Raw genomic sequence first — 21601 nt, 5'->3', positions numbered from 1 at the left:
TGAATTCGTTCGTTGAGGTTCACTGCGAGCCGAGCGCTTCGGCGGCGGCCGGCCGTGCCGCGCGGCGGGCGTCGAGCGCGACGATGCACAGCAGCGAGATGCCGGCGAGACACGTGTAGAACACCGCGAGCGGCCACCACTGGCCCGCGAAGCGATGCGCGAGCCACGTGCCGACGAGCGGCGTCAGCCCGCCCGCGATCGCGCCGCAGATCTGGTAGGCGAGAGAGATCGCCGAATAGCGCACGTGCGCGGGGAACACGTCGCTCACGAAACCCGCGATCACCGAATAGAAGCCGGCCATGCAGACCACCGCGAGCGCGATGCCCGCGATGAGCGACGCGGACGTGCCGCCCTGCACGAGCATGAACATCGGATACGGCGACAGCATCGCGAGCAGCGCCGCGAGCTTCAGGAAGCGTGCACCGCCGATGCGCTCGGCGATCCACGCGGCGATCGGTTGCGCGATGAACTGGATGATAGCGACCGCGAACAGGCTGTCGAGGATCAGCGAGCGCGAGACGCCGATGTACTGCGTCGTGTACGCGATCATGAACGTGTTCGTGAAATAGACGCCCGCGATGCCGATCGTGTTCGCGCCGATGCAGAGCGCCACGAGCCCCGACGCGGAGCGGAACACTTCCGCGACCGGCAGCTTCACCGTGCGGTTGGCTTCCTTCACGCGCGCGAATTCCGGCGATTCGTTCACGCCGAGCCGGATCAGGATGCCGACCACGAGCAGCACCGAACTCGCGAGGAACGGCAAGCGCCAGCCCCACGCGAGGAAGTCGGCCTTGTCCATCGACGTGACCGCGCGAAACGCGATCAGCGACAGGATCAGCCCGGCCGGGCTGCCGAGCTGCGCGAACGACGCGAAGAACGTGCGGCGCCCCTGCGGCGCATGCTCGCCCGCCATCAGCACCGCGCCGCCCCATTCGCCGCCGACCGCGATTCCCTGCACGACGCGCAGTGCGACGAGCAGCACCGGCGCGAGCATGCCGACCTTCGAATAATCGGGCAGCAGCCCGACGCAGACGGTCGCGACGCCCATCATCATCAGCGTCGTCATCAGCGCCTTCTTGCGGCCGATGCGGTCTCCAAGATGGCCGAAGATCACGCCGCCGAGCGGCCGCGCGAAGAAGCCGACCGCGAACGTCGCGAACGACGCCATCGTGCTGACGAAGCGGTCATGCGACGGGAAATAGAGCTCGCCGAATACGAGCGCGGCGGCGGTCGCGTAGATGTAGAAGTCGTACCACTCGATCATCGTGCCGATGAACGCGGCCGTCGCGGCGCGCCCCGGCTGGCGGGCGGAAGGAAGGGACTGGGTCATGCGGGCTCCTGACGCGCGCCGCGGCAGGCGGTGCGCAATGTCGTGTGACGGCCGTCTGTCGCGGCATTGCGCCGCACGCTGCGGCACCCCTCCTTTATCGGTGACCGCAAATCATTAGTCAAATTTCAAGTTATTATTCGCTGTATAAATTCAACTAATGTCATTGACGATGCCCCGCCCGGAGACCCGATGCGCCCCGACCTCGCCCCGTTCCTGAACGACCGACTCGACTGGAACCTGTTGCGCACGTATCTGGTGATCATCCAGGAGCGCAGCGTGAGCCGCGCGGCCGCGCGCCTGCACGTGACGCAGCCGGCCGTGAGCCAGGCCTTGCGGCGGCTCGAGGACACGCTCGAGCGCAAGCTGATCGAGCGGCGCGGCACGCACTTCGCGCCGACGCCGGCCGGCGAAGCCGTCTACCGGATCGCGAGCGACATCTACGGCGGCATCTCGCGCCTCGAAACCGAAATCGACGACAGCACCGCCGACCTGACCGGTTCGATCCGGCTGCTGACGGTGAGCCGCATCGAGTCGCCCGTCTACGACGAATTCCTCGCGGACTTTCATCGCGCGTACCCGCGCATCGACCTGCAGATCGAGGTGATGCGCTCGTCGGACATCCTGTCGTCGCTGCTGCAGAAAACGGCCACGGCCGGGCTCGGCCTGTGCCGCACGCCGCACGACAAGCTGGAGATGCGCTGCTTCCTGCGCCAGCGCTATGCGATCTACTGCGGCCGCCATCACCGGCTCTTCGGGCAGACGCAACTGCGGATGGACGATCTGCTCGCCGAGAATTTCGTGTCGTTCACGAGCGACCAGATTGGCGACAGCCTGTCGCCGCTCACCGTGTTTCGCGACCAGAAGGGCTTCACGGGCCGCATCGTCGCGTCGTCGCCGAGCCTCGAGGAAGTGCGGCGGCTGATCTTCGCCGGCTACGGGATCGGCTGCCTGCCCGAGCACATCGTGCGCGACGACATCGCGCAGCAGCGGCTGTGGCGGCTGCCGCCCGACGACGGGCTCGTCGACGTCGACGTGTTCCTGCTGTGGCATCGCGATCGAAAGATGAACGCGGCCGAGCACGCGTTTCTCGACGCAATGGAGCGCTGCATGCAGCGCTATTCGCTTGCTGAGCGGCTGGGGAAGTAACGGCGCGAATGCGCCCGCGGCGAGCGCCGGGCGCACACGGCCCGGCGCGCCGGCTGCATCAGAACCGATGCACGATGCCGAGCTGCACGCCGCGTGCATTCGCCCCCGGGTATGCGAGCGGCAGGCCGGGGTTCGCCGCACCGGCGAGCGTATAGCCGGCCTGCTTGCGGTTGCGCAGGTACGACAGCGCGCCATAGAAGCTCGTGCGCTTCGACAGGTCGTACTCGTACATCAACCCGAGCTGGTCCGCATGGTTGCCCTGCGACGACTGGTCGTGCAGATACGCGTAGCCAAGTGCGACGTAGTTCGCCGGATTGAACTGATATTTGACCGAAAGCCCGTACACGCGCGAATCGATGCCGAGATCGGCCCACTTCACCGCGGAGAAGCCGCCGTACACGGTTGCCTTGCCGATCTCGTACGACGCGCCGGCCATGATCGTGCGATCGGTGGTGGTCGCCGTCGCGTTCTTCAGCCACTGGCCCGCGACGAACGCGCCGAACGGCCCGTGTTCGTAGGTCAGGTCGAACTGCTGGCTGGAGCCTGCCGAGCGCACGCCGCCCGCATCGCCGAACCCGAAGTACAGCCCGCCCTGGAAACCGGCGATTTCCGGGCTCTGGTACGACAGCGTGTTGCTGGTGCGGAACGCGAACACGGTCAGGTTGTCCATGCCGGACGCCTGCGTGACGCCGCCGAACGCATCCTGTCCGCCCTGGTCGTTGAACAGGGGTGAATTCTGGCGGCCGGCGCGCACCTTGCCCCATTGCCCCGCGATGCCGACCCATGCCTGCCGGTTGAACATGCTGCCGGAACTCGCGAGCGAACCGTCGTTCGGATTAAAGCCGTTTTCCAATGCGAATTCGATCTTCTGGCCGCCGCCGATGTCCTCGCCGCCCTTCAGCCCGAACCGGCTGCCCCACTGGCCGCCCGAATTGATCGCCGCCGTGTAGCCGTTGCCCGTATTCACGTATTGCGCGAATTCGTCGATCACGCCGTACAGCGTGACGCCGTCCTGCGCGAACGCGGCGCCCGGTCCTGCGATGCACGCCACTGCGAACGTCATGCGAAGACCGGCGTGCGCCGGCCGCGCCCGGGAATCGCTTCCGCGGACTGTCTTTTGCTTAGTCATACTATTCAATTGTCAGAGAATGAAACGACACCGGGCGCGACAGTCATGCCGCACCGGCATCGCGGGAAAGGAAACGTGGGGAAGCGCCGGGTGCAGGCAGCGCCCGGCTCGCGCAACGGTCAGGCCGGCAGGCCCGATGCGCGTGACGTGTCGTCAGTGGTGAACTTCGCCGCGTTCGAGCGGCAGGATCAGGTGTTCGGGAATGCTGCGGCGCGACGCACGCGCGCCGATGTAGTACAGCACCGCCGGCACGACCAGGCCGAGAATCCACGAGATATCGGTGCCGCCGAGCGCATCGACGAGCGGCCCCGTGTAGATGTGCGTCGACATGAACGGCAACTGCACGAGGATGCCGACCACGTAGATCGTGATCGCCATCATGTTCCAGCGGCCATAGCGTCCGTCCGGATCGGACAGCGCCGGCACGTCGTAGCGCGAACGCGTGAAGCAGTAGTAGTCGACCAGGTTGATCGCGCTCCATGGCGTGAAGAACGCGAGCAGGAACAGGATGAACGCGGTGAATTCCTTCAGGAACGAATGGCGGCCCGCGAGCGCGATGAGCGTGGATACGCAGATCATCCCGAAGATGTAGACGAGGCGGCTCTTCGACGACACCGCACCCTTGCCGCGAAAGCCGCTGACGATCGTCGCCATCGACATGAAGCTGCCGTATGCGTTGAGCGCCGTCACCGTCACCTTGCCGAACGCGATGCTGAAGTACAGCAGTGCAGCCACGGCGCCCGTCGAGCCGAGGCCGACGATATACGCGACCTCATGGTGCGCGAACTGGCCGCCGGCCAGCGCGGCCGCAAACACGCCGAACACCATCGCCGCCTGCGCGCCGATCACCGAGCCGAGGCCCACCGCGACGAACGTCGCGACCGACGACGTCGAGCGCGGCAGGTAGCGCGAATAGTCGGCGACATACGGGCCGAACGCGATCTGCCACGACGCGGACAGCGACATCGACAGCAGGAAGCTCGCGAGCGAGAAATGCTTGTTCGCGAGCAGCGCGCCGATGTCGTGGTTCGCGAACAGCTGCGTGAACATGTAGACGAACGCGGCGATGCCGACCACGCTGGCGATCCGGCCGACGGCGTGGATCGCGCGATAGCCGAATACCGTCAGCACGACGATCACGGCCGCGAACAGCAGGATGCCGGCCGCGTCGTCGACGTTCAGCAGCTGCGCGACGGCCTGCCCGGCCAGCACCGAGCCGCTGGCGGAAAAGCCGATGTACATCAGGCACACGAGCACGATCGGGATCATCGCGCCGTAGACGCCGAACTGCACGCGGCTCGAGATCATCTGCGGCAGCCCGAGCTGCGGCCCCTGCGCGCCGTGCAGCGCCATCACCGCGCCGCCGATGAACTGGCCGAGCAGCAGCGCGACCAGCGACCAGAACACGTCGCCGCCGAGCACGACCGCGAGTGCACCCGTGACGATGGCCGTGATCTGCATGTTCGCCGACAGCCACAGCGTGAACTGGCTCAGCAAGCCGCCGTGGCGCTCGGCGTCGGGAATGAAGTCGATCGAACGGACTTCGATCAGGCCGCCGGCTTTTCCGCTGGGATTCGTTGACACGGGGAAATCTCCAAAATACTCAGGATCACAAATGGTTTGAACGTGGCAGGAAGCTGCGAGCCGCCCTTTCGGCTCGGTGGGTGCGGGGCGCCGTGGATCGCCGGCATGCGCCACGCACGCACGGTCTGCACGCTGGCGCGCAAGCGGCACGACGTGTGCCGACATTGCCAGCGGATGATCTTGTATATACAACTTGCGAGGTATCGGTGATTACCCGGAATCCGCCGATTTTCGAAAATGTCCGAATGATCGGGCTACGTTCGACCTGTCCAGTCGAAAGATGGATGTCGGAATAATGAAAGCTCAGGCGCGTGCGGGTGATGCCTGATCGGGCTCGGCCGTCATGTCGGCTGCGGGAAGGAGATTCAGCATGCGCCGGGCGGCCTCGATGTCGCGCACGTGCAGCCATTCGTCGTAATCGTCGCGGCGCAGCATCACGACGCCCCGCTTCTCTTCGTCGGGCCGATGCATCCGCGCGAACAGCGGGTGCGTGTCCGCGTTGACCGTGAGCATCGCCATGCCCACGCGCTCGCGGCCGTCGTCACCTTCGTAACGCCGCCAGATGCCGGCGACACAGTACGGCTGCCAGCCGTCGACGCCGATCCGCTGCCACACGTTGCGGCCGGTTTCGTAGCAGGGTTCGAAGATCCAGCGCACCGGAATCAGGCAGCGCTGGCCGTTGCGCCACGCGTTGCCGTAGAGCCGCGACGAGCCGACCGTTTCCGCGCGTGCGTTCACCGTGTCGAGCTTCTTCTTTTTACGGCCGTTCTCGTCGAGCCGCTCCGGCTGCATGAATTTCGGCCAGAAGCCGAACACGGCCGCGACGACTTCGAGGCCGTCGCCGGCGGCGCGCGCGATCGGCGCCGCGTAGTCGGGATACACGTCGGGGGCCCACGGGTCGCGGCGATACAGATCGCCGATGCCGATCTTCAGTTCGCTGATGCCCGGGTCTTCGTCGGGGGCGCGGTAGTGAGTGCACACGGCTCGGCGGACGATGGATGCAATGTTTCCATCGTAGATCAGCGCAGGGGCCGCGGTCGCGCTATTGTTTGGTATGACGAAACAGTTTTACGAATCGATGATGTGCCGGGAGCGACCCGGTCGGCGTCCAGCCCAGATGCCGGTAGAAGCCATGCGAGCGCGACGCGGGATCGGTCGAGCATCCCAGAAACAACGACGTGAAACCATTCGCCGCGAACGCGTCGATCACCTGCCGCATGTCGGCTTCCTGCCCGGCCATGTCGCGGCGCCGTGGGTCGCCGCGGGCAAGATGCGCCGGCTGCTCGCGAGCAAGCTGAGCCATACGGTCGCATTCCAGCTCGCGACGCCGAGGAACTGCGACGGCAGCGAAGCGCTGGAGGCGTTCACGGCGGCGCTTGCCGAACAGTTCGGCGGGCTCGACGGCGTCGCGGATCGGTGACCGGCGCGCGCCGTCCGTTTTGCGTCAGACGAGTTGGTCCGACGCGATGACCTGCACACCCGGCCGCGCGTCGATTGCCGCGTCGAGCATCGCGCGGGCGATCCGCGACGCGGGATTCACGCGCCACTTCGCCGGCAAAACAGGCCGGGCCACGTTCAACACGGACACCAGCAGCCGCTCGCCGAACCTGAATTCATCGCGGCTGCCGCCGATCAGGCCGGGCCGCACGTAAGTGAGCGACGCGAACCCGACACCGGCGAGCGCCTGCTCGACCTCGCCCTTCACGCGGTTGTAGAAGATGCGCGACGCCGGATCCGCGCCGAGTGCGGAATTCAGCACGTAAGCCGGTGTGCCGTGGCGGTGCGCGAGCCGCGCGATCGCGAGCGGATAGTCGTGGTCGACGCGCCGGAATGCCGCCTGGGAGCCCGCGGCCCGCATCGTGGTGCCGAGCGTGCAGATCACGGCATCGGCGTGCCACCAGTCGGCGGTGTCGGGCAGATGATCGAAATCGACTTCCAGCGCACGCATCTTCGGATGCGGCGACAGCGGCCGGCGCGCGAGGACGACCACCTGATCGACCCGCGAATCGGCGAGCGCGACTTCGAGGACGTGACGCCCGACGAGACCGGTCGCGCCGACGAGCAGCAATTTCATGTCCGCTCCTTCCGTGTAGAGCCTGCGTTGGCGAGCCGGGAACGGCCCGGTTTACGGCTTCCCACATGATCGTCGGCCGACTCCGCGCCGACAACCTTCCAACATCTCCAAAAGTTACAGGGCGTGCGCTACAAACCCGCCCCCTGTCGCGGCACGCTCGGCGCGACACCTGTCCAGCGCCTGTACGCCTGCGAGAACGACGACGTGCCGCCGAATCCCGGGTTCTGCGCGATTTTCTCGATCGACAGCCGCCCTTGCGCGATCAGCGCCTGCGCGCGGATCTTGCGCACCGCGCCCGACATGCCCCAGACGCATGCGCCGTCGTCCTGCAACCGGTCGAGCCGGCACGGCAAACGAAAAACCGCCGATGCGCACGTTGCGCATCGGCGGCTTCGTGTCACCCGCGAGACGCGTCAGACGTGCAACGCGTGCCCGAGCGCGCGCAGCGCCGCTTCCTGCAGCGCCTCACCGAGCGTCGGATGCGCATGAATCGTGCCGCCGATGTCCTCCAGCCGCGCGCCCATCTCCAGCGACTGCGAGAACGCGGCAGCCAGCTCCGACACGCCGCGCCCGACCGCCTGCCAGCCGACGATCAGGTGGTTGTCGCGCCGCGCGACGACGCGCACGAAGCCGTCGGTCGCCTGCAGCGTCATCGCGCGCCCGTTCGCCGCGAACGGGAACGACGCGCTCACGCAGTCGACATCGGCCGCACGCGCGTCGTCAGGCGACCAGCCTGCCGTAACGATCTCCGGATCGGTGAAGCACACGGCCGGGATCGATGCGGGCATGAACTTGCGACGCTTGCCGGCGATCAGCTCGGCCACCATCTCGCCCTGCGCCATCGCGCGATGCGCGAGCATCGGCTCGCCGGCGACGTCGCCGATCGCCCAGACGTTGCGCATCGAGGTCCGGCATTCGTCGTCGATCCACAGCGCGCGGCCGTTGCGATCGAGCGGCAGCGACTCGAGCCCGAAACCGTCGACCCGCGGCCGGCGGCCCACCGCGACCAGCACGCGATCGGCCGGCAACGTCTGCTCCGCGCCATCGGCAGCCTGCACGCGCACCGCGCCGTGTTCCGCGAGCCCGAGCACCTTGTGGCCGAGCAACAGCCGCACGCCGAGTCTTGCAAGCGAATCGGCAACCGGCCGCGCGAGTTCGGCATCGTACGCGGGCAGCACGCGCTCCGCCGCTTCGACGACGCTCACGTCGACGCCGAGCTTGCGATAGACGATCCCGAGTTCGAGCCCGATATACCCGGCCCCGACGACGACCAGCCGCTTCGGCAACGTGGCAGGCGACAGCGCCTCGGTGGACGACACGACATGCCCGCCGAACGGCATCGACGGCAGCGCGACCGGTTCGGAGCCGGTCGCGAGCAACAGGTGCTCGCAGCTGATGCGCGTCGTATGGCCGCCGCCGACGACGTCGACGGTCTTGCCGTCGACCACGTGCGCGTCACCATGCAGCACGCGCACGCCGTTCTTCTTGAGCAGCGCGCCGACCCCGCGCGTCAGCCGGTCGACGATGCCGTCCTTCCAGGCGACGCTTTTCGCGATGTCGATCTCGGGCGTGCGCACGCGGATCCCGAGCGCGCCCTCGCCCGCGTGGCCGCACGCCTGTTCGAATGCGTCGGCCACGTGGATCAGCGCCTTCGACGGAATGCAGCCGATGTTCAGACACGTGCCGCCGAGCCGGTCGCGCTCGACGAGCACCGTCGGAATGCCGAGCTGGCCGGCCCGAATCGCGGCGACGTAACCGCCCGGGCCGCCGCCGATGATGAGCAGTGTGGTGTGTTCGTTCTTCATCGTGCTCACTCCACGAACAGCAGGGCCGGGCGTTCGAGCACCGCGCGCACGGCCTGGATGAACTCGGCCGCATCCGCTCCGTCGACGACGCGATGGTCGAACGATGACGACAGGTTCATCATCTTGCGCGCGACGACCGCGCCGTCGCGGATCATCGGCCGCTCGACGATCCGGTTCACACCGACGATGCCGACCTCGGGATGATTGATGACCGGCGTCGACACGATGCCGCCGAGCGCGCCGAGGCTCGAAATCGTGATCGTCGAACCGCTCAGCTCGTCGCGCTGTGCACGGTTCGCGCGCACGGCATCGGCGAGCCGCGCAATTTCTGCGGAGATCGACCACACGTCGCGCGCTTCGGCATGACGCAGCACCGGCACCGTCAGCCCGCCGTCCGTCTGCGTCGCAACACCCATGTGCACCGCGCCGTAGCGCGTGACCACGCCGGCTTCGTCGTCGAAGCGTGCGTTGATCTGCGGGAAGTCGCGCAGCGCGAGCACCATCGCGCGGATCAGCAGCGGCAGCGGTGTGAGCTTGCCGCGCGTGTCGCCGTAGCGGCGGTTCAGTTCGGTGCGCAGCGATTCGAGCTCGGTGACATCGATTTCCTCGACGTAGCTGAAGTGCGGAATGCGGCGCTTCGCTTCCTGCATCTTGCGCGCGATCGCGCGCCGCAGGCCGATCACCGGTACGTCGGTTTCGTCGTTGCGTTCGTCGTAGCCGCGCGCCTGCGACGCATGGCTCGTCCCGCTGCCCGTACGCGCATACGCATCGAGATCCGCGTGCAGGATCCGCCCCGCTTCGCCGGTGCCGCGCACATAGCGCAGCTCGATGCCCATGTCCCACGCGCGCTGGCGCACGGCCGGCGACGCGAGCGGCCGTTCACCCGGCGCGAGCGCCGCGCGCGGCGGCTCCACTTTCTCCGCGTGATCGGCAGGCTTCGCACGACGCGGCTCCGCGGGTGCGTGCTTCGCCGCCGGCTTGGCGGACGATTCCGCGGGCGCGTCCGCCACCGCCTTCGAAGGCGCTGCCGCGACCGGTGCGGTTGCTACCTTTGATTCCCGCACCGGTGCGCCGGCCTTCAGGTTGCCTTCGCCTTCGACCTCGAGGCGGATCAGCTCGCTGCCGACCGCCATCATCTCGCCGATCCGGCCGCCGAGCTCGATCACCTTGCCCGTCACCGGCGACGGAATCTCGACCGCCGCCTTGTCGGTCATCACGTCGGCGAGCGGCTGGTCTTCCTTGATCGTCTGCCCGACTTCCACGTGCCAGGCCACCAGCTCGACCTCGGCAATCCCTTCGCCGATATCCGGCATCTTGATGACATGAATCCCCATCTCACGCCTCCATCACGCGTCGCAACGCTTCACCGACCCGGGTCGGGCCCGGAAAATACGCCCACTCCTGTGCGTGCGGATACGGCGTATCCCAGCCCGTCGTGCGCTCGACCGGCGCTTCGAGGTGGTAGAAGCAATGTTCCTGGACCAGCGACACCAGCTCCGCGCCGAAGCCGCAGGTGCGCGTCGCCTCGTGCACCACGACGCAGCGCCCGGTCTTGCGCACCGACGCGACGATCGTGTCGAGGTCGAGCGGCCACAGCGTGCGCAGGTCGATCACCTCCGCATCGATGCCCGTCTCCTCGGCCGCGGCGAGCGACACGTGCACCGTCGTGCCGTAGGTCAGCACCGTCACGTCGTTGCCGGGCCGCACCACGGCGGCCGTATCGAGCGGCACCGTGTAGTAGCCCTCGGGCACCGCGCTTGCCGGATGCTTGAGCCACGACGTGACCGGCCGATCGTGATGGCCGTCGAACGGCCCGTTGTACAGCCGCTTCGGTTCGAGGAAGATCACCGGATCGTCGTTCTCGATCGACGCGATCAGCAGCCCTTTCGCGTCATACGGATTCGACGGCATCACCGTGCGCAGCCCGCACACCTGCGTGAACATCGCTTCGGGGCTCTGGCTGTGCGTCTGCCCGCCGTAGATCCCGCCGCCGCAGGGCATGCGGATCGTCATCGGCGCGGTGAACTGGCCAGCCGAGCGATAGCGCAGCCGCGCGCCTTCCGACACGATCTGGTCGGACGCCGGGTAGAAATAGTCGGCGAACTGGATCTCGCACACCGGGCGCAGCCCGTATGCGCCCATTCCCACCGCTGCGCCGACGATCCCGCTCTCGGAGATCGGCGCATCGAACACGCGCGACTTGCCGTATTTGTTCTGCAGTCCTTCCGTACAGCGGAACACGCCGCCGAAATAGCCGACGTCCTGCCCGAACACCACCACGTCGCTGTCGCGCCCGAGCATCACGTCCATCGCCGAGCGCAGCGCCTGGATCATCGTCATCGGCTGCGTTGCCGTGCCTGTCTCTTGTTGCGCCATGATCACGCTCCCAGTTCCTGGCGCTGACGGCGCAGGTGCGCGGGCAGCTCCTTGTACACGTCGTCGAACATCGAGGCGGGCGATGGGATCCGGTCGTCGGCCAGCGTCCCGTACTTTTCCGCCTCCTTCTGCGCGGCGATCACCTCGGCCTCGAGCTCGGCCGTCAGCGCTTCATGCGCGCTGTCCGACCAGATGCCCTTGACGATCAGGTGGCGCTTGAAGCGCTCGACCGGATCGCCGAGCGGGAAATGGGACCAGTCGTCGCTCGGCCGGTACTTGGTCGGATCGTCCGACGTCGAGTGCGCGCCCGCACGGTAGGTCACCCACTCGATCAGCGTCGGGCCGAGATTGCGGCGTGCACGTTCGGCCGCCCAGCTCGACGCCGCATAGATCGCGAGGAAGTCGTTGCCGTCGACACGCAGCGACGCGATCCCGCAGCCGACGCCGCGCCCGGCGAAGGTCGTGCCTTCGCCGCCCGCGATCGCCTGGAACGTCGAGATCGCCCACTGGTTGTTGACGACGTTCAGCACGACTGGCGCGCGGTACACGTGCGCGAACGTGAGCGCGGTATGGAAATCGGATTCGGCCGTCGCGCCGTCACCGATCCACGCGGACGCGATCTTCGTGTCACCCTTGATCGCCGACGCCATCGCCCAGCCGACCGCCTGGATGAACTGCGTCGCGAGGTTGCCGGAGATCGAGAAGAAGCCGGCTTCGCGGTCCGAGTACATCACGGGGAGCTGGCGGCCTTTCAGCGGATCGCCTTCGTTCGACATCAGCTGGCAGATCATCCGTTCGAGCGGGACGTCGCGCGCGATCAGGATGCTCTGCTGCCGGTAGGTCGGGAAGCACATGTCGCCGTCGCGCAGCGCCATCGCATGCGCGGTGCCGATCGCCTCTTCGCCGAGGCTCAACATGTAGAAGGAGATTTTCTTCTGACGCTGCGCGATCATCATGCGCGCGTCGAAAATGCGGGTCTTGAGCATCGCGCGCAGGCCGGCGATCAGCCGCGCATCGTCGAGATCCGGGGCCCACGGGCCGACGGCCTTGCCGTTGTCGTCGAGCACGCGCACGAGGCTGCGGGCGAGATCGGCGGTGTCCGCCGCGGCAACGTCGATCGGCGGGCGGCGAACGGCGCCGGCCGGCGATAGATGCAGATAGGAAAAGTCCGTCTTGCAGCCCGGGCGCCCGGTGGGCTCCGGCACATGCAGACGCAATGGCTCTGACAGGCTCATCGTGTCGTCTCCACGCTCGATTGTGTCTCACGCTGTTTGGGAACGCGCAGGCCGGTTGCCGGCCTGCGCGCGAGCTGGCGTGCGGATACGCACGTCAACCTCGGAAATCTATGCCTTGCGGCGGCGGGCGTCGATGCCCAAGCCGCTCGTTCGTCGTGAGCAGATTTGCCATGGGGAATCGCTTCGGCGCGTCGGGGCGACCGGTGGCATCGGCGCAGCACGGGTTTGCTGCGGTGCAGGGTCGCAGGGTCGCCTGGCCGGCGGCGATCGGGCATCGGGGCGCGCACGGGTCGTGCGCGCGGCGGTCATGCGAAGGTACGACGCAAAAGACCCCGCGAAATCGTCGATCTCGGCGGGGTCTTTCTGGGCGGCCGCGGCCGGGCCCGGTGGCCCGGCTAGCCGGCTTACTCCGGCGCGCGACCGGTCACGCGTCGGGGCGGAAGATGTCGAAGCGGCTGTCGGGCTTCACGTGCACGTAGGCGGACGGGCCGCCCGCACGAAGAATGATGCCGGCGCCGAACGTATCGAAGATGCCGTCCTTCAGCAGGTCATGGCGGATATGGACCGCGACGACCTCGCCCAGCACCAGCGTGGCCGGCGTCTCGACGCCATGATGATCGCGCAGCCGGATCACGTCGGTCACCTTGCATTCGAAGTTCACGCCGCTTTCCGCGACACGCGGCACGTTGACGACACGCGACGGCACCGCGGTCAAGCCGCCGAGTTCGAATTCGTTGACCTCGTACGGCACGGCGGCGCAAGTCTGGTTCATCCGCTCGGCGAGATCGCGCGTCGCGAGATTCCACACGAACTCGCCGGTCTCCTGCACGTTGCGCAGGCTGTCCTTCGCGCCGGTACTCGAAAAACCGATGATCGGCGGACGATAGTTGAACGCGTTGAAGAAACTGTACGGCGCGAGATTGAGCGTGCCGTCGCCGCCGCGGGAGGCGATCCAGCCGATCGGGCGCGGGCCGATGATCGCGTTCAGCGGATCGTGCGGCAGGCCGTGGCCTTGCGAGGGTTCGTAATAGTGATGGGTCGAGTCGGTCATGACGGGTGGTGTGGCGAAACTCAGGCGGGCCGGCGAGGCGTGTTTGCCGATGGCGAAAAAGGTATGCGATGCAACGTGCGCGCCAGTATCACATGGCGCGGTTTTCAGTGCAGTGACGCGGAGAGCCGGCGTCGCGTTTCACGCGTCCGGTTCGCCAAGGCGCGTGAGATGGTCGACCAGCCACTGCGTCGCCGGCCCGCTCGCACGATCGGCCCGCCGGATCAACGACATCTCGTATCGAAACACATCGCGGTCCGACAACCGCACGACTGCCAGCCGGCCTTGCCGCAGGTCGTCCTCGATCAAATGCGTCGGCATCGAGCCCCAGCCGAGCCCTTCGAGCAACAGCCGATGCTTCGCGCCGAGGTCCGCGGTCTTCCACGTCCGGGTCGCATACACACCGAACGACTGCCCTTCGGTGAGTTTGCTTCGATCCGTCAGCACGAGTTGCGTATGTTCACGCGCCTCGGATAGCGAAACACGGCCGCGGCGCTGCGCCAGCGGATGTGTGGGCGCGGCGACGGTGACGAGGTCGATCGCGCCCATGGAGGTCGCGTCGATCACGTCCGGCCAGTTTTGCGCGGGGCCGCTGATGCCGAGTGCGCAGCCGCCGTCGACCACGAGCTTTAGCACGCCGCCGAGTGCCTCGATCGTCAGGTTGAGCGCGACCGTGGGAAATTCGTCGGCGAACGCGCTGAGCCCCTCGACCAGCCTGGCCAGTGGAAACATGACGTCCACCGCCAGCGACAGTTCGGCTTCCACTCCGCCGCGCAATCCCGCGGTTTTCGCCAGCAACTGGCCCGCCAGCATGTCGAGCCGCCGTGCGTCGGCGAGGACGATTTCACCGGCCGCCGTCAACGTCGGCCGCCGTTTCCCTCGTTCGAACAGTGCCACGCCCAGCAACGACTCCAGGTTGGCGATCGCGTAGCTGACGACGGATTGCGCGCGCTCGAGCCGCCGCGCCGCGCCGGAAAAGCTGCCGGCCTCGACCACCGCGATGAAGGCACGCAGTTGATCCAGATTGGGGCTTCGCTCCATTAGCTATCAAGAAAATAGATTCTAACGATCCATTTTAGACGATTGTTTGGATCACGACATTCTCCTAAATTGCTGCTCAGCAGCGCTCGGCGCGTGCATGCCGGGCCTCCCGGATCGCGCTTCGACGCCCCATGAACACAACCGGAAAACGTCAACATGACGCTCGACACCTCTCCTCCCCGCCGGACGACATTGCCCGGCGCCACGTTGTTCGACCCGCTGGAATTCGGCGGGATCACGCTCGGAAACCGCATCGTGATGGCGCCGATGACGCGCAGCCGTGCCGGCGCCGGCGATGCGCCCGGTGCGATCAATGCCACCTACTACGCCCAACGCGCGTCGGCGGGCCTGATCATCACGGAGGGCACGCAGATCTCGCCGCTCGGCAAGGGCTATCCGTTCACGCCCGGGATCTACAGCGATGCGCAAATCGACGGCTGGAAGCGCGTGACCGATGCCGTGCATCGCGAAGGCGGCCGGATCTTCGTCCAGCTCGCACACGTCGGCCGCATCGGTCATCCCGACCTGCAGCCCGACGGCGCACTGCCCGTCGCGCCGTCGGCCATCCAGCCGGACGGGCAGGCATTCACGCCGAGCGGACCGAAACCGCACCCCGTTCCGCGCGCGCTCGGCACGGACGAGCTGCCCGGCCTCGTCGAGGAATACGCGCATGCGGCGCAAGCCGCGTTGCGAGCCGGCTTCGACGGTGTCGAAATTCACGCGGGGAACGGCTATCTGCTCGATCAGTTCCTGCGTGACGGAACGAACCGGCGCACGGACCAATATGGCGGGACGATCGACAACCGTATCCGGCTGCCGCTCGATGTCGTACGTGCGGTCGGACGTGTCGTGGGCCCCACGCGCGTGGGCGTCCGCATTTCGCCGGTCACGCCGCATTTCGGCGGCATCGCGGACAGCCGGCCGCAGGCGCTGTTCGACCAGTTCGCCGACCGGCTGACGGGTCTCGCGGCCTATCTTCACGTCGTCGAAGGCATTCCGCAGGGCGCGGCCGACCAGGCACCGCCGTTCGACTACCGCGCATTGCGTCGTGCTTTCGGCGGGTTCTACATCGCGAACGGGGGCTACACGAAGGCGCGCGCGCAACAGGCACTCGACGACGGCCATGCCGACCTCGTGTCGTTCGGCTATCCGTTCATCGCCAACCCCGACTTCGTCACACGCATTCAGCACGATCGCCCGCTCGCGCACGCGGACATGTCCACCGCGTACGGCGGCAGCGAGGCCGGCTACACCGACTACCCGACGCTCGAAACATAAGCCGTCGATCGCCCGAGAGCAGGTCGGGCACCCGGCCGGCTCAACGATTCACCAACCTATTCATTATGGATTCCATATGATCAATTCGATCAACCGTGTGCTGTACAACAAGACCGTTCAAACGCCGGTCGTCAACCTCGTACTGTCCGTGCTCGTCCGCGTCCTCATTGCCGGCGTATACCTCGGCGCGGGGATCAGCAAGATCTTCAACTACGCAGGTACCCAGCAGTACATGGAACACATGGGCGTATCGGGCGCACTGCTTCCGCTCGTGATCGTCGTCGAAGTTGCCGGCGGCCTCGCGCTGATCATCGGCTTCATGACGCGGCTCGCGGCGCTCGGGCTCGCGATCTTCTCGATCATCGCCGCGGTGATCTTCCACGGCGGCGGCGACCAGACGCAGCAGACGTTCTTCATGATGAACCTGTCGATGGCAGGCGGCCTGCTCTCCCTGTTCCTGCATGGCGCCGGCCGTATCGCGTTCGATCGCGCGCAACCGGACTGATGCGTCAGGCCCGCGGCGACACACGGCTGCGCGGCCGATTCGGGCCAGCACTTCGTTCATCCCCCGGGGGCGAACGCCCCCCTTCAAGCGAGATATTTTCATGACCACCATGTACGCCATCCAGATCGAGCGGGTCGGCGATCCTTCCGTCCTTCGTCCCGTCGTGATCGAACGTCCGACACCTGCCGCGGACGAAGTCCTCGTGCGCGTCACGCGCATCGGACTGAACTTCGCGGAAACGCTGCAACGCGCCGGCACCTATCCGGGCCCGGCGCTGACGCTGCCTGCGGTGCCCGGCTCGGAAGTCGTCGGCACCGTCGCTGCCGTCGGCGCGAACGTCCGGGACATCCGGATCGGCGCGCGCGTTGCGGCGCCGCTATTCGGCGCGATGCGCGCAACCGGCGGCTATGCCGAATACGTGACCCTGCGCGCCGCGCTGATTACCAAGATTCCCGACGAAGTCTCCGACGACGATGCGGTCGCCGTGATGCTCCAGGGGCTGGTGGCCCGCGTGCTGCTGCGAGAAACACCCGTGGCCGCGCGCACGGTCGCGATCACCGCCGCGGCCGGCGGCGTAGGCTCGATGCTGATTCAGCTGGCGAGACTCGACGGTGCGCGCGCGATCACGGGGCTCGCAGGCGCGCCAGCCAAACTGCATGCGGTGCAAACGCTCGGCGCCGATACGGCCATCAGCTATCGCGATGCGCACTGGGCCGACCGATTGAGCGACGCCACCGGACAGGAAGGCGTCGACGTCGTCTTCGATTCGGTCGGCGGGACCGTCGCCCGCACGCTGGCGTCCGGTCTTGCGGTATATGGTCGATTCGTCAGCTACGGTGCCGCGAGCGGTCAACTCCTGACGGTCGACGAGGCGTTGATGAACGCGTTGATCTTCGGCTGTCGGTCGGTGTCCGGCTTCGCGCTGTACGCGTTCCTGAACGACGAAGTCGTGCGCCGGACTCTCACCGAATTGTTCGGACTGCTGGCGACAGGCAAGCTCAAGCCGCTGATCGGGGGCAGCTATGCGTTCGACGCGATTGCCGATGCGCATCAGGCGCTCGAAGCCGGTCAAACGACAGGCAAGCTGATTCTGCGCGTCGAGTGAACGGCCGGTTTCTCTCACGGAGCCTCTGTTCAAAGACGACGATAACGAACCAGGCATGCACGTGTCGTGCCGGCATGTCATCGGGAATCCTGGCGCACGGGCCGCGCTGGCCGCAGTCGGTCCGTCCGCGGCGTATGCCGCCGATGCGCCCCCACTGCCGGAACACTGACGAATCCGGTCGACCTGTACTCGAAACCGCCCTTTCCGCATCAGGTTCAGGCGCCGCCGGGGCTCGCGTCACAGCCATCTCGTCGATGGCGGCGCTGCCCAAATAAAAAACCCGCGAGCGCTTCATTTCTCGCGGGTTTTTTCCGTTCTTCATCGACGCAATCGATGGTGCCGGGGACCGGACTTGAACCGGCAAGCCAATTAAGGCGGCGGATTTTCGTCACACTGCTTCTTTCAAAGCCGGCTTCGCGTGCGCGAACCGTTCGTGCGCTGGACTATGCCTTCGCCATCGCGCATGGGCGTGCCTGCTGCCCGTGCGCCTTAGGCGCCCCCCGTCTAGTCTCTACACCTTCCTCGCGGATGCCGCGAGGCTTGGCTCGGCGTTGCCTCGATGCGCGCATCAGGGGTTTCGCCGAATTTGAAGGGTTCTGCACCGACCGTTTCCGGTCGGGCACTCAATCGTTTAAGTCCGCTATGTTTACCAATTTCATCACCCCGGCAAGAGGGCGGACGCGATTCTACCATTGCTTGCGCATGCGTTCCCTTATTCTGCGGTGCCGCATCGCGATACCCGCGCCGTCTGGCGGCATCATCATGCGTAATCGCCGCCCGCGCGCCGCCGGCAACGATTTCCTCCTGCACCGCACCATCCCCGATACAATCGAGTACGCGTCGTCCGGCGGCCTCATCCGTCAGACGTTTGTGTCGTGTTTTTTTGCGAAACAAGCGTCGCCAGCGTCATCGCGAAGTCACAAACGTTTTCGATAATTCCCCGGCCGAAAACGTTTACATCGCGTTATTTCATGACCTCGACCATCAAGGACGTCGCTGCCCTCGCGGGCTTCTCGATCGCCACCGTCTCGCGTGCGATCAACGCACCGCATACCGTCAGCCCCGCCACGTTGCAGACGATCCGCACCGCGATCGACACGCTGCAGTTCCGCCCGAGTCCGCTCGGCCGGCAACTGCGCGGCGAGCGCACGCGGCTCGTCGGCGTCGTCCTGCCGACGCTCTCGAACCCCGTGTTCGCCGACTGCCTGCAGGGCATCGACGAGCTCGCGACCGCAGCCGGCTTCAAGCTGATCCTGATGACGACCGAATACGATGCCGCGCGCGAGCGTCACGCGATCGAGACGCTGCGCGAGCAGCGCGTCGAAGGGCTGATCCTCACCGTCGCCGACGCGGACACGCACCCGCTGCTCGACATGCTCGACCGCGACGGCCCGCACTACGTGCTGATGCACAACGACACGCAACGACGCCCGTCGGTGTCGGTCGACAACCGCCGCGCCGCGTATGACGGCGTGCGGCTGCTGACCGCGCGCGGCCACCGCCGCGTGCTGATGCTGGCCGGCTCGCTCGCGGCGTCGGATCGTGCGCGTCAGCGCCATCTCGGCTATGCGCAGGCACTCGAGGAAAGCGGCGTTGCCGCGCTGCCGCCCGTCGAAGTCGACTTCAACGCGCCCGAGTTGCCCGACGCCGTGCTCGCGCATCTCACCGCGCACGCGACGCGCCCGACCGCCCTCTTCTGCAGCAACGACCTGCTCGCGATGGTCGTGATGCGCGGGCTGCGCCGCGCAGGCTTCTCGGTCCCGGACGGCCTGTCGGTGCTCGGCTTCGACGGGATCGCGCTCGGCGAACTGCTCGCGCCGCCGCTCGCGAGCGTCGCAACACCGAACCGCGACATCGGCCGCCATGCGTGGCAGCGTCTCGTCGAATGTATCGGCGGCGTCGCCATCGAACGCACGTCGCTGATCCTGCCGCACGTGGTGCGCGACGGCGCGACGATCGCGCCGCCGGCCACCGACCTGCAATTGCGCAAGGCCTGAACGCGCGCGCCACATACCCCGCACACAGCCACGCCACCCCAGCCGCCTCACCCTCGCCCGGAGACTCACCGTGTCCTTTCGCCTGACCTCGCTGCTGCGCGCGCTTGCAGCGCCCGTAGCCCTTGCCGCGCTCATCGCCGGCGCGCCCGCCGCCCACGCCGATGAAACGGCGATCTGCTACAACTGCCCGCCCGAATGGGCCGACTGGGCCGCGCAGATCGCGGCGATCAAGCAGAAGACCGGCATCCGCGTGCCGTTCGACAACAAGAACTCGGGCCAGTCGATCGCACAGCTGATCGCCGAGCAGAAGAGCCCGGTCGCCGACGTCGTCTATCTCGGCGTGTCGTCGGCGTTCCAGGCGAAGGACAAGGGCGTGATCGTGCCGTACAAGCCCGCGCACTGGAACGACATCCCCGCGAACCTGAAGGACCCGCAAGGCTACTGGTTCGCGATCCACTCGGGCACGCTCGGCTTCTTCGTCAACAAGGACGCGCTCGACGGCAAGCCGGTGCCGCGTTCGTGGGCCGATCTGCTGAAGCCGGAATACAAGGGCATGGTCGGCTATCTCGATCCGTCGAGTGCGTTCGTCGGCTATGCGGGCGCGGTGGCCGTGAACCAGGCGCTCGGCGGCAGCCTCGACAACTTCAAGCCGGCGCTCGACTGGTTCAGGAAGCTGAAGGCCAATGCGCCGATCGTACCGAAGCAAACCGCCTATGCGCGCGTGCTGTCCGGCGAGATTCCGATCCTGCTCGACTACGACTTCGATGCGTATCGCGCGAAGTACAAGGACAGCGCGAACGTCGAGTTCGTGATCCCGAAGGAAGGCACGATCGCGGTGCCGTACGTGATGAGTCTCGTGAAGGGCGCACCGCACGACGCGAACGGCAGGAAGGTGCTCGACTTCGTGTTGTCCGACGAAGGCCAGAAGCTGTGGGCCAATGCGTACCTGCGCCCGGTGCGCGCACAAGCGCTCGGCGCCGACATCGCATCGAAGTTCCTGCCGGCAAGCGAGTACGCCCGTGCGAAACCGGTCGACTTTGGCAAGATGGCGGCCGGTCAGCAGGCATTCGGCCAGCAATACCTGCAGGTCATGCAGTAAGCGGCCGGACCTCATCGATGCTCGACCTGACTTTCCCGCTGCGCTGGCGCGTCGCGCTCGTCGCGCCGGCGCTCGCGGTGTTCGCCGCGTTCTGGCTGCTGCCGATGGCGGCACTCGTGCAGGTGTCCGCCGACGGCGCGTTCTTCTCGCACTATGCGGCGCTGCTCGGCAATGCGCGCTACATGAAGAGCCTCGGCGAGACCGTCGCGCTGTCCGCGGGCGTCACGCTCGCGACGCTCGTGCTGTCGACGATCTCGGGCCTCCTGCTCGCACGCCGCGAATTCGCGGGCAAGCGCGTGCTGCTCGCGCTGCTCACGTTCCCGCTCGCGTTCCCGGGCGTCGTCGTCGGCTTCATGGTGATCATGCTCGCCGGCCGGCAGGGGCTGATCGGCATGCTGTCCGCGAAGCTCACCGGCGACAAGTGGGTATTCGCGTATTCGGTCGCCGGGCTGTTCGTCGGCTACCTGTACTTCTCGATTCCGCGCGTGATCGTCACCGTGATCGCGGCGGCGTCGAAGCTCGACGCGTCGCTCGAGGAAGCCGCGCGTTCACTCGGCGCATCGCCGTGGCGCATCTTCGTCGACATCGTGCTGCCCGCGCTCGCGCCGGGCCTGATCGCGGCCGGCGCGATCTGCTTCGCGACCGCGATGGGCGCGTTCGGCACCGCGTTCACGCTCGCCACCGACCTGAACGTGCTGCCGATGACGATCTATACCGAGTTCACGCTGAACGCGAACATCGCGACGGCGGCCGGCCTGTCGATCGTACTCGGCATCGTCACCTGGGCCGTGCTCGCACTCGCACGCCGCTTCACCGGCCACACCGCCGCCGCCGCGGCCTGAGGATTCC

Annotated in this window: 19 protein-coding genes and 2 pseudogenes; 8 read left to right on the top strand and 13 right to left on the bottom strand. The window is 66.9% G+C overall.

What is annotated here, in order from left to right:
* Positions 1–19 precede the first annotated feature (19 nt).
* The gene (locus C5O79_RS10765) at positions 20–1330 is read right to left on the bottom strand and encodes an MFS transporter (protein WP_122473739.1); all 1311 of its coding nucleotides are present in this window, start codon (positions 1328–1330) and stop codon (positions 20–22) included.
* 189 nt (positions 1331–1519) lie between these two features.
* Between C5O79_RS10765 and C5O79_RS10760 the strand changes: the two genes are divergently transcribed.
* Positions 1520–2476 carry a LysR family transcriptional regulator gene (locus C5O79_RS10760; RefSeq protein ID WP_047850454.1) on the top strand — a complete coding sequence of 319 codons (957 nt, stop codon included), beginning with the start codon at positions 1520–1522 and terminating at the stop codon, positions 2474–2476.
* Positions 2477–2534: 58 nt separating this feature from the next.
* Here the strand turns inward: C5O79_RS10760 and C5O79_RS10755 are convergent, their stop codons facing one another.
* The 4 genes and pseudogenes from C5O79_RS10755 to C5O79_RS38530 all read right to left on the bottom strand — a co-directional run.
* Positions 2535–3605, bottom strand: a complete 1071-nt coding sequence (locus tag C5O79_RS10755) for a porin (RefSeq protein ID WP_047850455.1) — start codon at positions 3603–3605, stop codon at positions 2535–2537.
* A gap of 153 nt (positions 3606–3758) precedes the next feature.
* Positions 3759–5189 carry a cytosine permease gene (locus C5O79_RS10750; RefSeq protein ID WP_122473738.1) on the bottom strand — a complete coding sequence of 477 codons (1431 nt, stop codon included), beginning with the start codon at positions 5187–5189 and terminating at the stop codon, positions 3759–3761.
* A 303-nt stretch (positions 5190–5492) separates the two neighbouring features.
* Positions 5493–6170 (bottom strand): SOS response-associated peptidase family protein, encoded by a 678-nt coding sequence (locus tag C5O79_RS10740; protein ID WP_122473737.1) that lies wholly within the window; start codon positions 6168–6170, stop codon positions 5493–5495.
* A gap of 61 nt (positions 6171–6231) precedes the next feature.
* Positions 6232–6408: pseudogene (locus tag C5O79_RS38530) on the bottom strand (GNAT family N-acetyltransferase); the annotation flags it as partial.
* Here C5O79_RS38530 and C5O79_RS10730 point away from each other — a divergent pair.
* A pseudogene (locus tag C5O79_RS10730) lies at positions 6406–6609 on the top strand (LysR family transcriptional regulator); the annotation flags it as partial. The pseudogenes C5O79_RS38530 and C5O79_RS10730 sit on opposite strands and share 3 nt — an antisense overlap.
* Positions 6610–6633: 24 nt before the next feature.
* Here the strand turns inward: C5O79_RS10730 and C5O79_RS10725 are convergent.
* From C5O79_RS10725 to C5O79_RS10690, 8 genes are all read right to left on the bottom strand, one after another.
* Entirely contained in the window at positions 6634–7263 is a 630-nt protein-coding gene (locus C5O79_RS10725) for an NAD(P)H-binding protein (protein WP_122473736.1), read from the bottom strand.
* 128 nt (positions 7264–7391) lie between these two features.
* Complete coding sequence (locus C5O79_RS10720; protein ID WP_226236212.1) at positions 7392–7616, bottom strand: helix-turn-helix domain-containing protein; 225 nt, start codon at positions 7614–7616, stop codon at positions 7392–7394.
* 60 nt (positions 7617–7676) lie between these two features.
* Positions 7677–9068: a dihydrolipoyl dehydrogenase gene (gene lpdA, locus C5O79_RS10715; RefSeq protein ID WP_122474518.1), complete on the bottom strand. Its 1392-nt coding sequence runs from the start codon at positions 9066–9068 to the stop codon at positions 7677–7679.
* A 5-nt stretch (positions 9069–9073) separates the two neighbouring features.
* Positions 9074–10402: a dihydrolipoamide acetyltransferase family protein gene (locus tag C5O79_RS10710; protein WP_122473735.1), complete on the bottom strand. Its 1329-nt coding sequence runs from the start codon at positions 10400–10402 to the stop codon at positions 9074–9076.
* 1 nt (position 10403) lies between these two features.
* The gene (locus C5O79_RS10705; protein WP_046545325.1) at positions 10404–11444 is read right to left on the bottom strand and encodes an alpha-ketoacid dehydrogenase subunit beta; all 1041 of its coding nucleotides are present in this window, start codon (positions 11442–11444) and stop codon (positions 10404–10406) included.
* Between the two features lie 2 nt (positions 11445–11446).
* Positions 11447–12679 carry a 3-methyl-2-oxobutanoate dehydrogenase (2-methylpropanoyl-transferring) subunit alpha gene (locus tag C5O79_RS10700; RefSeq protein ID WP_122473734.1) on the bottom strand — a complete coding sequence of 411 codons (1233 nt, stop codon included), beginning with the start codon at positions 12677–12679 and terminating at the stop codon, positions 11447–11449.
* A gap of 424 nt (positions 12680–13103) precedes the next feature.
* Positions 13104–13730, bottom strand: coding sequence for a flavin reductase family protein (locus C5O79_RS10695; protein WP_046545323.1), 627 nt, complete (start codon positions 13728–13730; stop codon positions 13104–13106).
* A gap of 138 nt (positions 13731–13868) precedes the next feature.
* Positions 13869–14768 (bottom strand): LysR family transcriptional regulator, encoded by a 900-nt coding sequence (locus tag C5O79_RS10690; RefSeq protein WP_046545322.1) that lies wholly within the window; start codon positions 14766–14768, stop codon positions 13869–13871.
* 156 nt (positions 14769–14924) lie between these two features.
* Here C5O79_RS10690 and C5O79_RS10685 point away from each other — a divergent pair, with 156 nt between their 5' ends.
* From C5O79_RS10685 to C5O79_RS10645, 6 genes are all read left to right on the top strand, one after another.
* Positions 14925–16046 carry an alkene reductase gene (locus C5O79_RS10685; RefSeq protein WP_122473733.1) on the top strand — a complete coding sequence of 374 codons (1122 nt, stop codon included), beginning with the start codon at positions 14925–14927 and terminating at the stop codon, positions 16044–16046.
* Positions 16047–16122: 76 nt separating this feature from the next.
* A complete protein-coding gene (locus tag C5O79_RS10680; protein ID WP_046545320.1) occupies positions 16123–16551 on the top strand; it encodes a DoxX family protein in 429 nt (142 codons plus the stop codon).
* A gap of 100 nt (positions 16552–16651) precedes the next feature.
* Complete coding sequence (locus C5O79_RS10675) at positions 16652–17656, top strand: zinc-binding dehydrogenase (protein WP_122473732.1); 1005 nt, start codon at positions 16652–16654, stop codon at positions 17654–17656.
* A 971-nt stretch (positions 17657–18627) separates the two neighbouring features.
* Positions 18628–19653, top strand: a complete 1026-nt coding sequence (locus C5O79_RS10655) for a substrate-binding domain-containing protein (RefSeq protein ID WP_046545318.1) — start codon at positions 18628–18630, stop codon at positions 19651–19653.
* Between the two features lie 70 nt (positions 19654–19723).
* Complete coding sequence (locus tag C5O79_RS10650) at positions 19724–20752, top strand: ABC transporter substrate-binding protein (protein WP_122473730.1); 1029 nt, start codon at positions 19724–19726, stop codon at positions 20750–20752.
* A 17-nt stretch (positions 20753–20769) separates the two neighbouring features.
* Complete coding sequence (locus C5O79_RS10645) at positions 20770–21594, top strand: ABC transporter permease (RefSeq protein ID WP_039352321.1); 825 nt, start codon at positions 20770–20772, stop codon at positions 21592–21594.
* Positions 21595–21601 lie beyond the last annotated feature (7 nt).

Source organism: Burkholderia sp. SRS-25, from assembly GCF_004343765.1.
In the GTDB taxonomy this organism is placed as follows: Bacteria; Pseudomonadota; Gammaproteobacteria; order Burkholderiales; family Burkholderiaceae; genus Burkholderia; species Burkholderia contaminans.
Note: the sequence above shows the minus strand (reverse complement) of the source record. Positions and strands in the feature narration are given on the sequence as shown.

What these genes read in the sequence shown, in the direction of transcription:
- C5O79_RS10765 (WP_122473739.1), bottom strand. Translation starts at nt 1,330, where the DNA reads ATGACCCAGTCCCTTCCTTCCGCCCGCCAGCCGGGGCGCGCCGCGACG.
- C5O79_RS10760 (WP_047850454.1), top strand. Translation starts at nt 1,520, where the DNA reads ATGCGCCCCGACCTCGCCCCGTTCCTGAACGACCGACTCGACTGGAAC.
- C5O79_RS10755 (WP_047850455.1), bottom strand. Translation starts at nt 3,605, where the DNA reads ATGACTAAGCAAAAGACAGTCCGCGGAAGCGATTCCCGGGCGCGGCCG.
- C5O79_RS10725 (WP_122473736.1), bottom strand. Translation starts at nt 7,263, where the DNA reads ATGAAATTGCTGCTCGTCGGCGCGACCGGTCTCGTCGGGCGTCACGTC.
- lpdA (WP_122474518.1), bottom strand. Translation starts at nt 9,068, where the DNA reads ATGAAGAACGAACACACCACACTGCTCATCATCGGCGGCGGCCCGGGC.
- C5O79_RS10710 (WP_122473735.1), bottom strand. Translation starts at nt 10,402, where the DNA reads ATGGGGATTCATGTCATCAAGATGCCGGATATCGGCGAAGGGATTGCC.
- C5O79_RS10705 (WP_046545325.1), bottom strand. Translation starts at nt 11,444, where the DNA reads ATGGCGCAACAAGAGACAGGCACGGCAACGCAGCCGATGACGATGATC.
- C5O79_RS10700 (WP_122473734.1), bottom strand. Translation starts at nt 12,679, where the DNA reads ATGAGCCTGTCAGAGCCATTGCGTCTGCATGTGCCGGAGCCCACCGGG.
- C5O79_RS10695 (WP_046545323.1), bottom strand. Translation starts at nt 13,730, where the DNA reads ATGACCGACTCGACCCATCACTATTACGAACCCTCGCAAGGCCACGGC.
- C5O79_RS10690 (WP_046545322.1), bottom strand. Translation starts at nt 14,768, where the DNA reads ATGGAGCGAAGCCCCAATCTGGATCAACTGCGTGCCTTCATCGCGGTG.
- C5O79_RS10685 (WP_122473733.1), top strand. Translation starts at nt 14,925, where the DNA reads ATGACGCTCGACACCTCTCCTCCCCGCCGGACGACATTGCCCGGCGCC.
- C5O79_RS10680 (WP_046545320.1), top strand. Translation starts at nt 16,123, where the DNA reads ATGATCAATTCGATCAACCGTGTGCTGTACAACAAGACCGTTCAAACG.
- C5O79_RS10675 (WP_122473732.1), top strand. Translation starts at nt 16,652, where the DNA reads ATGACCACCATGTACGCCATCCAGATCGAGCGGGTCGGCGATCCTTCC.
- C5O79_RS10655 (WP_046545318.1), top strand. Translation starts at nt 18,628, where the DNA reads ATGACCTCGACCATCAAGGACGTCGCTGCCCTCGCGGGCTTCTCGATC.
- C5O79_RS10645 (WP_039352321.1), top strand. Translation starts at nt 20,770, where the DNA reads ATGCTCGACCTGACTTTCCCGCTGCGCTGGCGCGTCGCGCTCGTCGCG.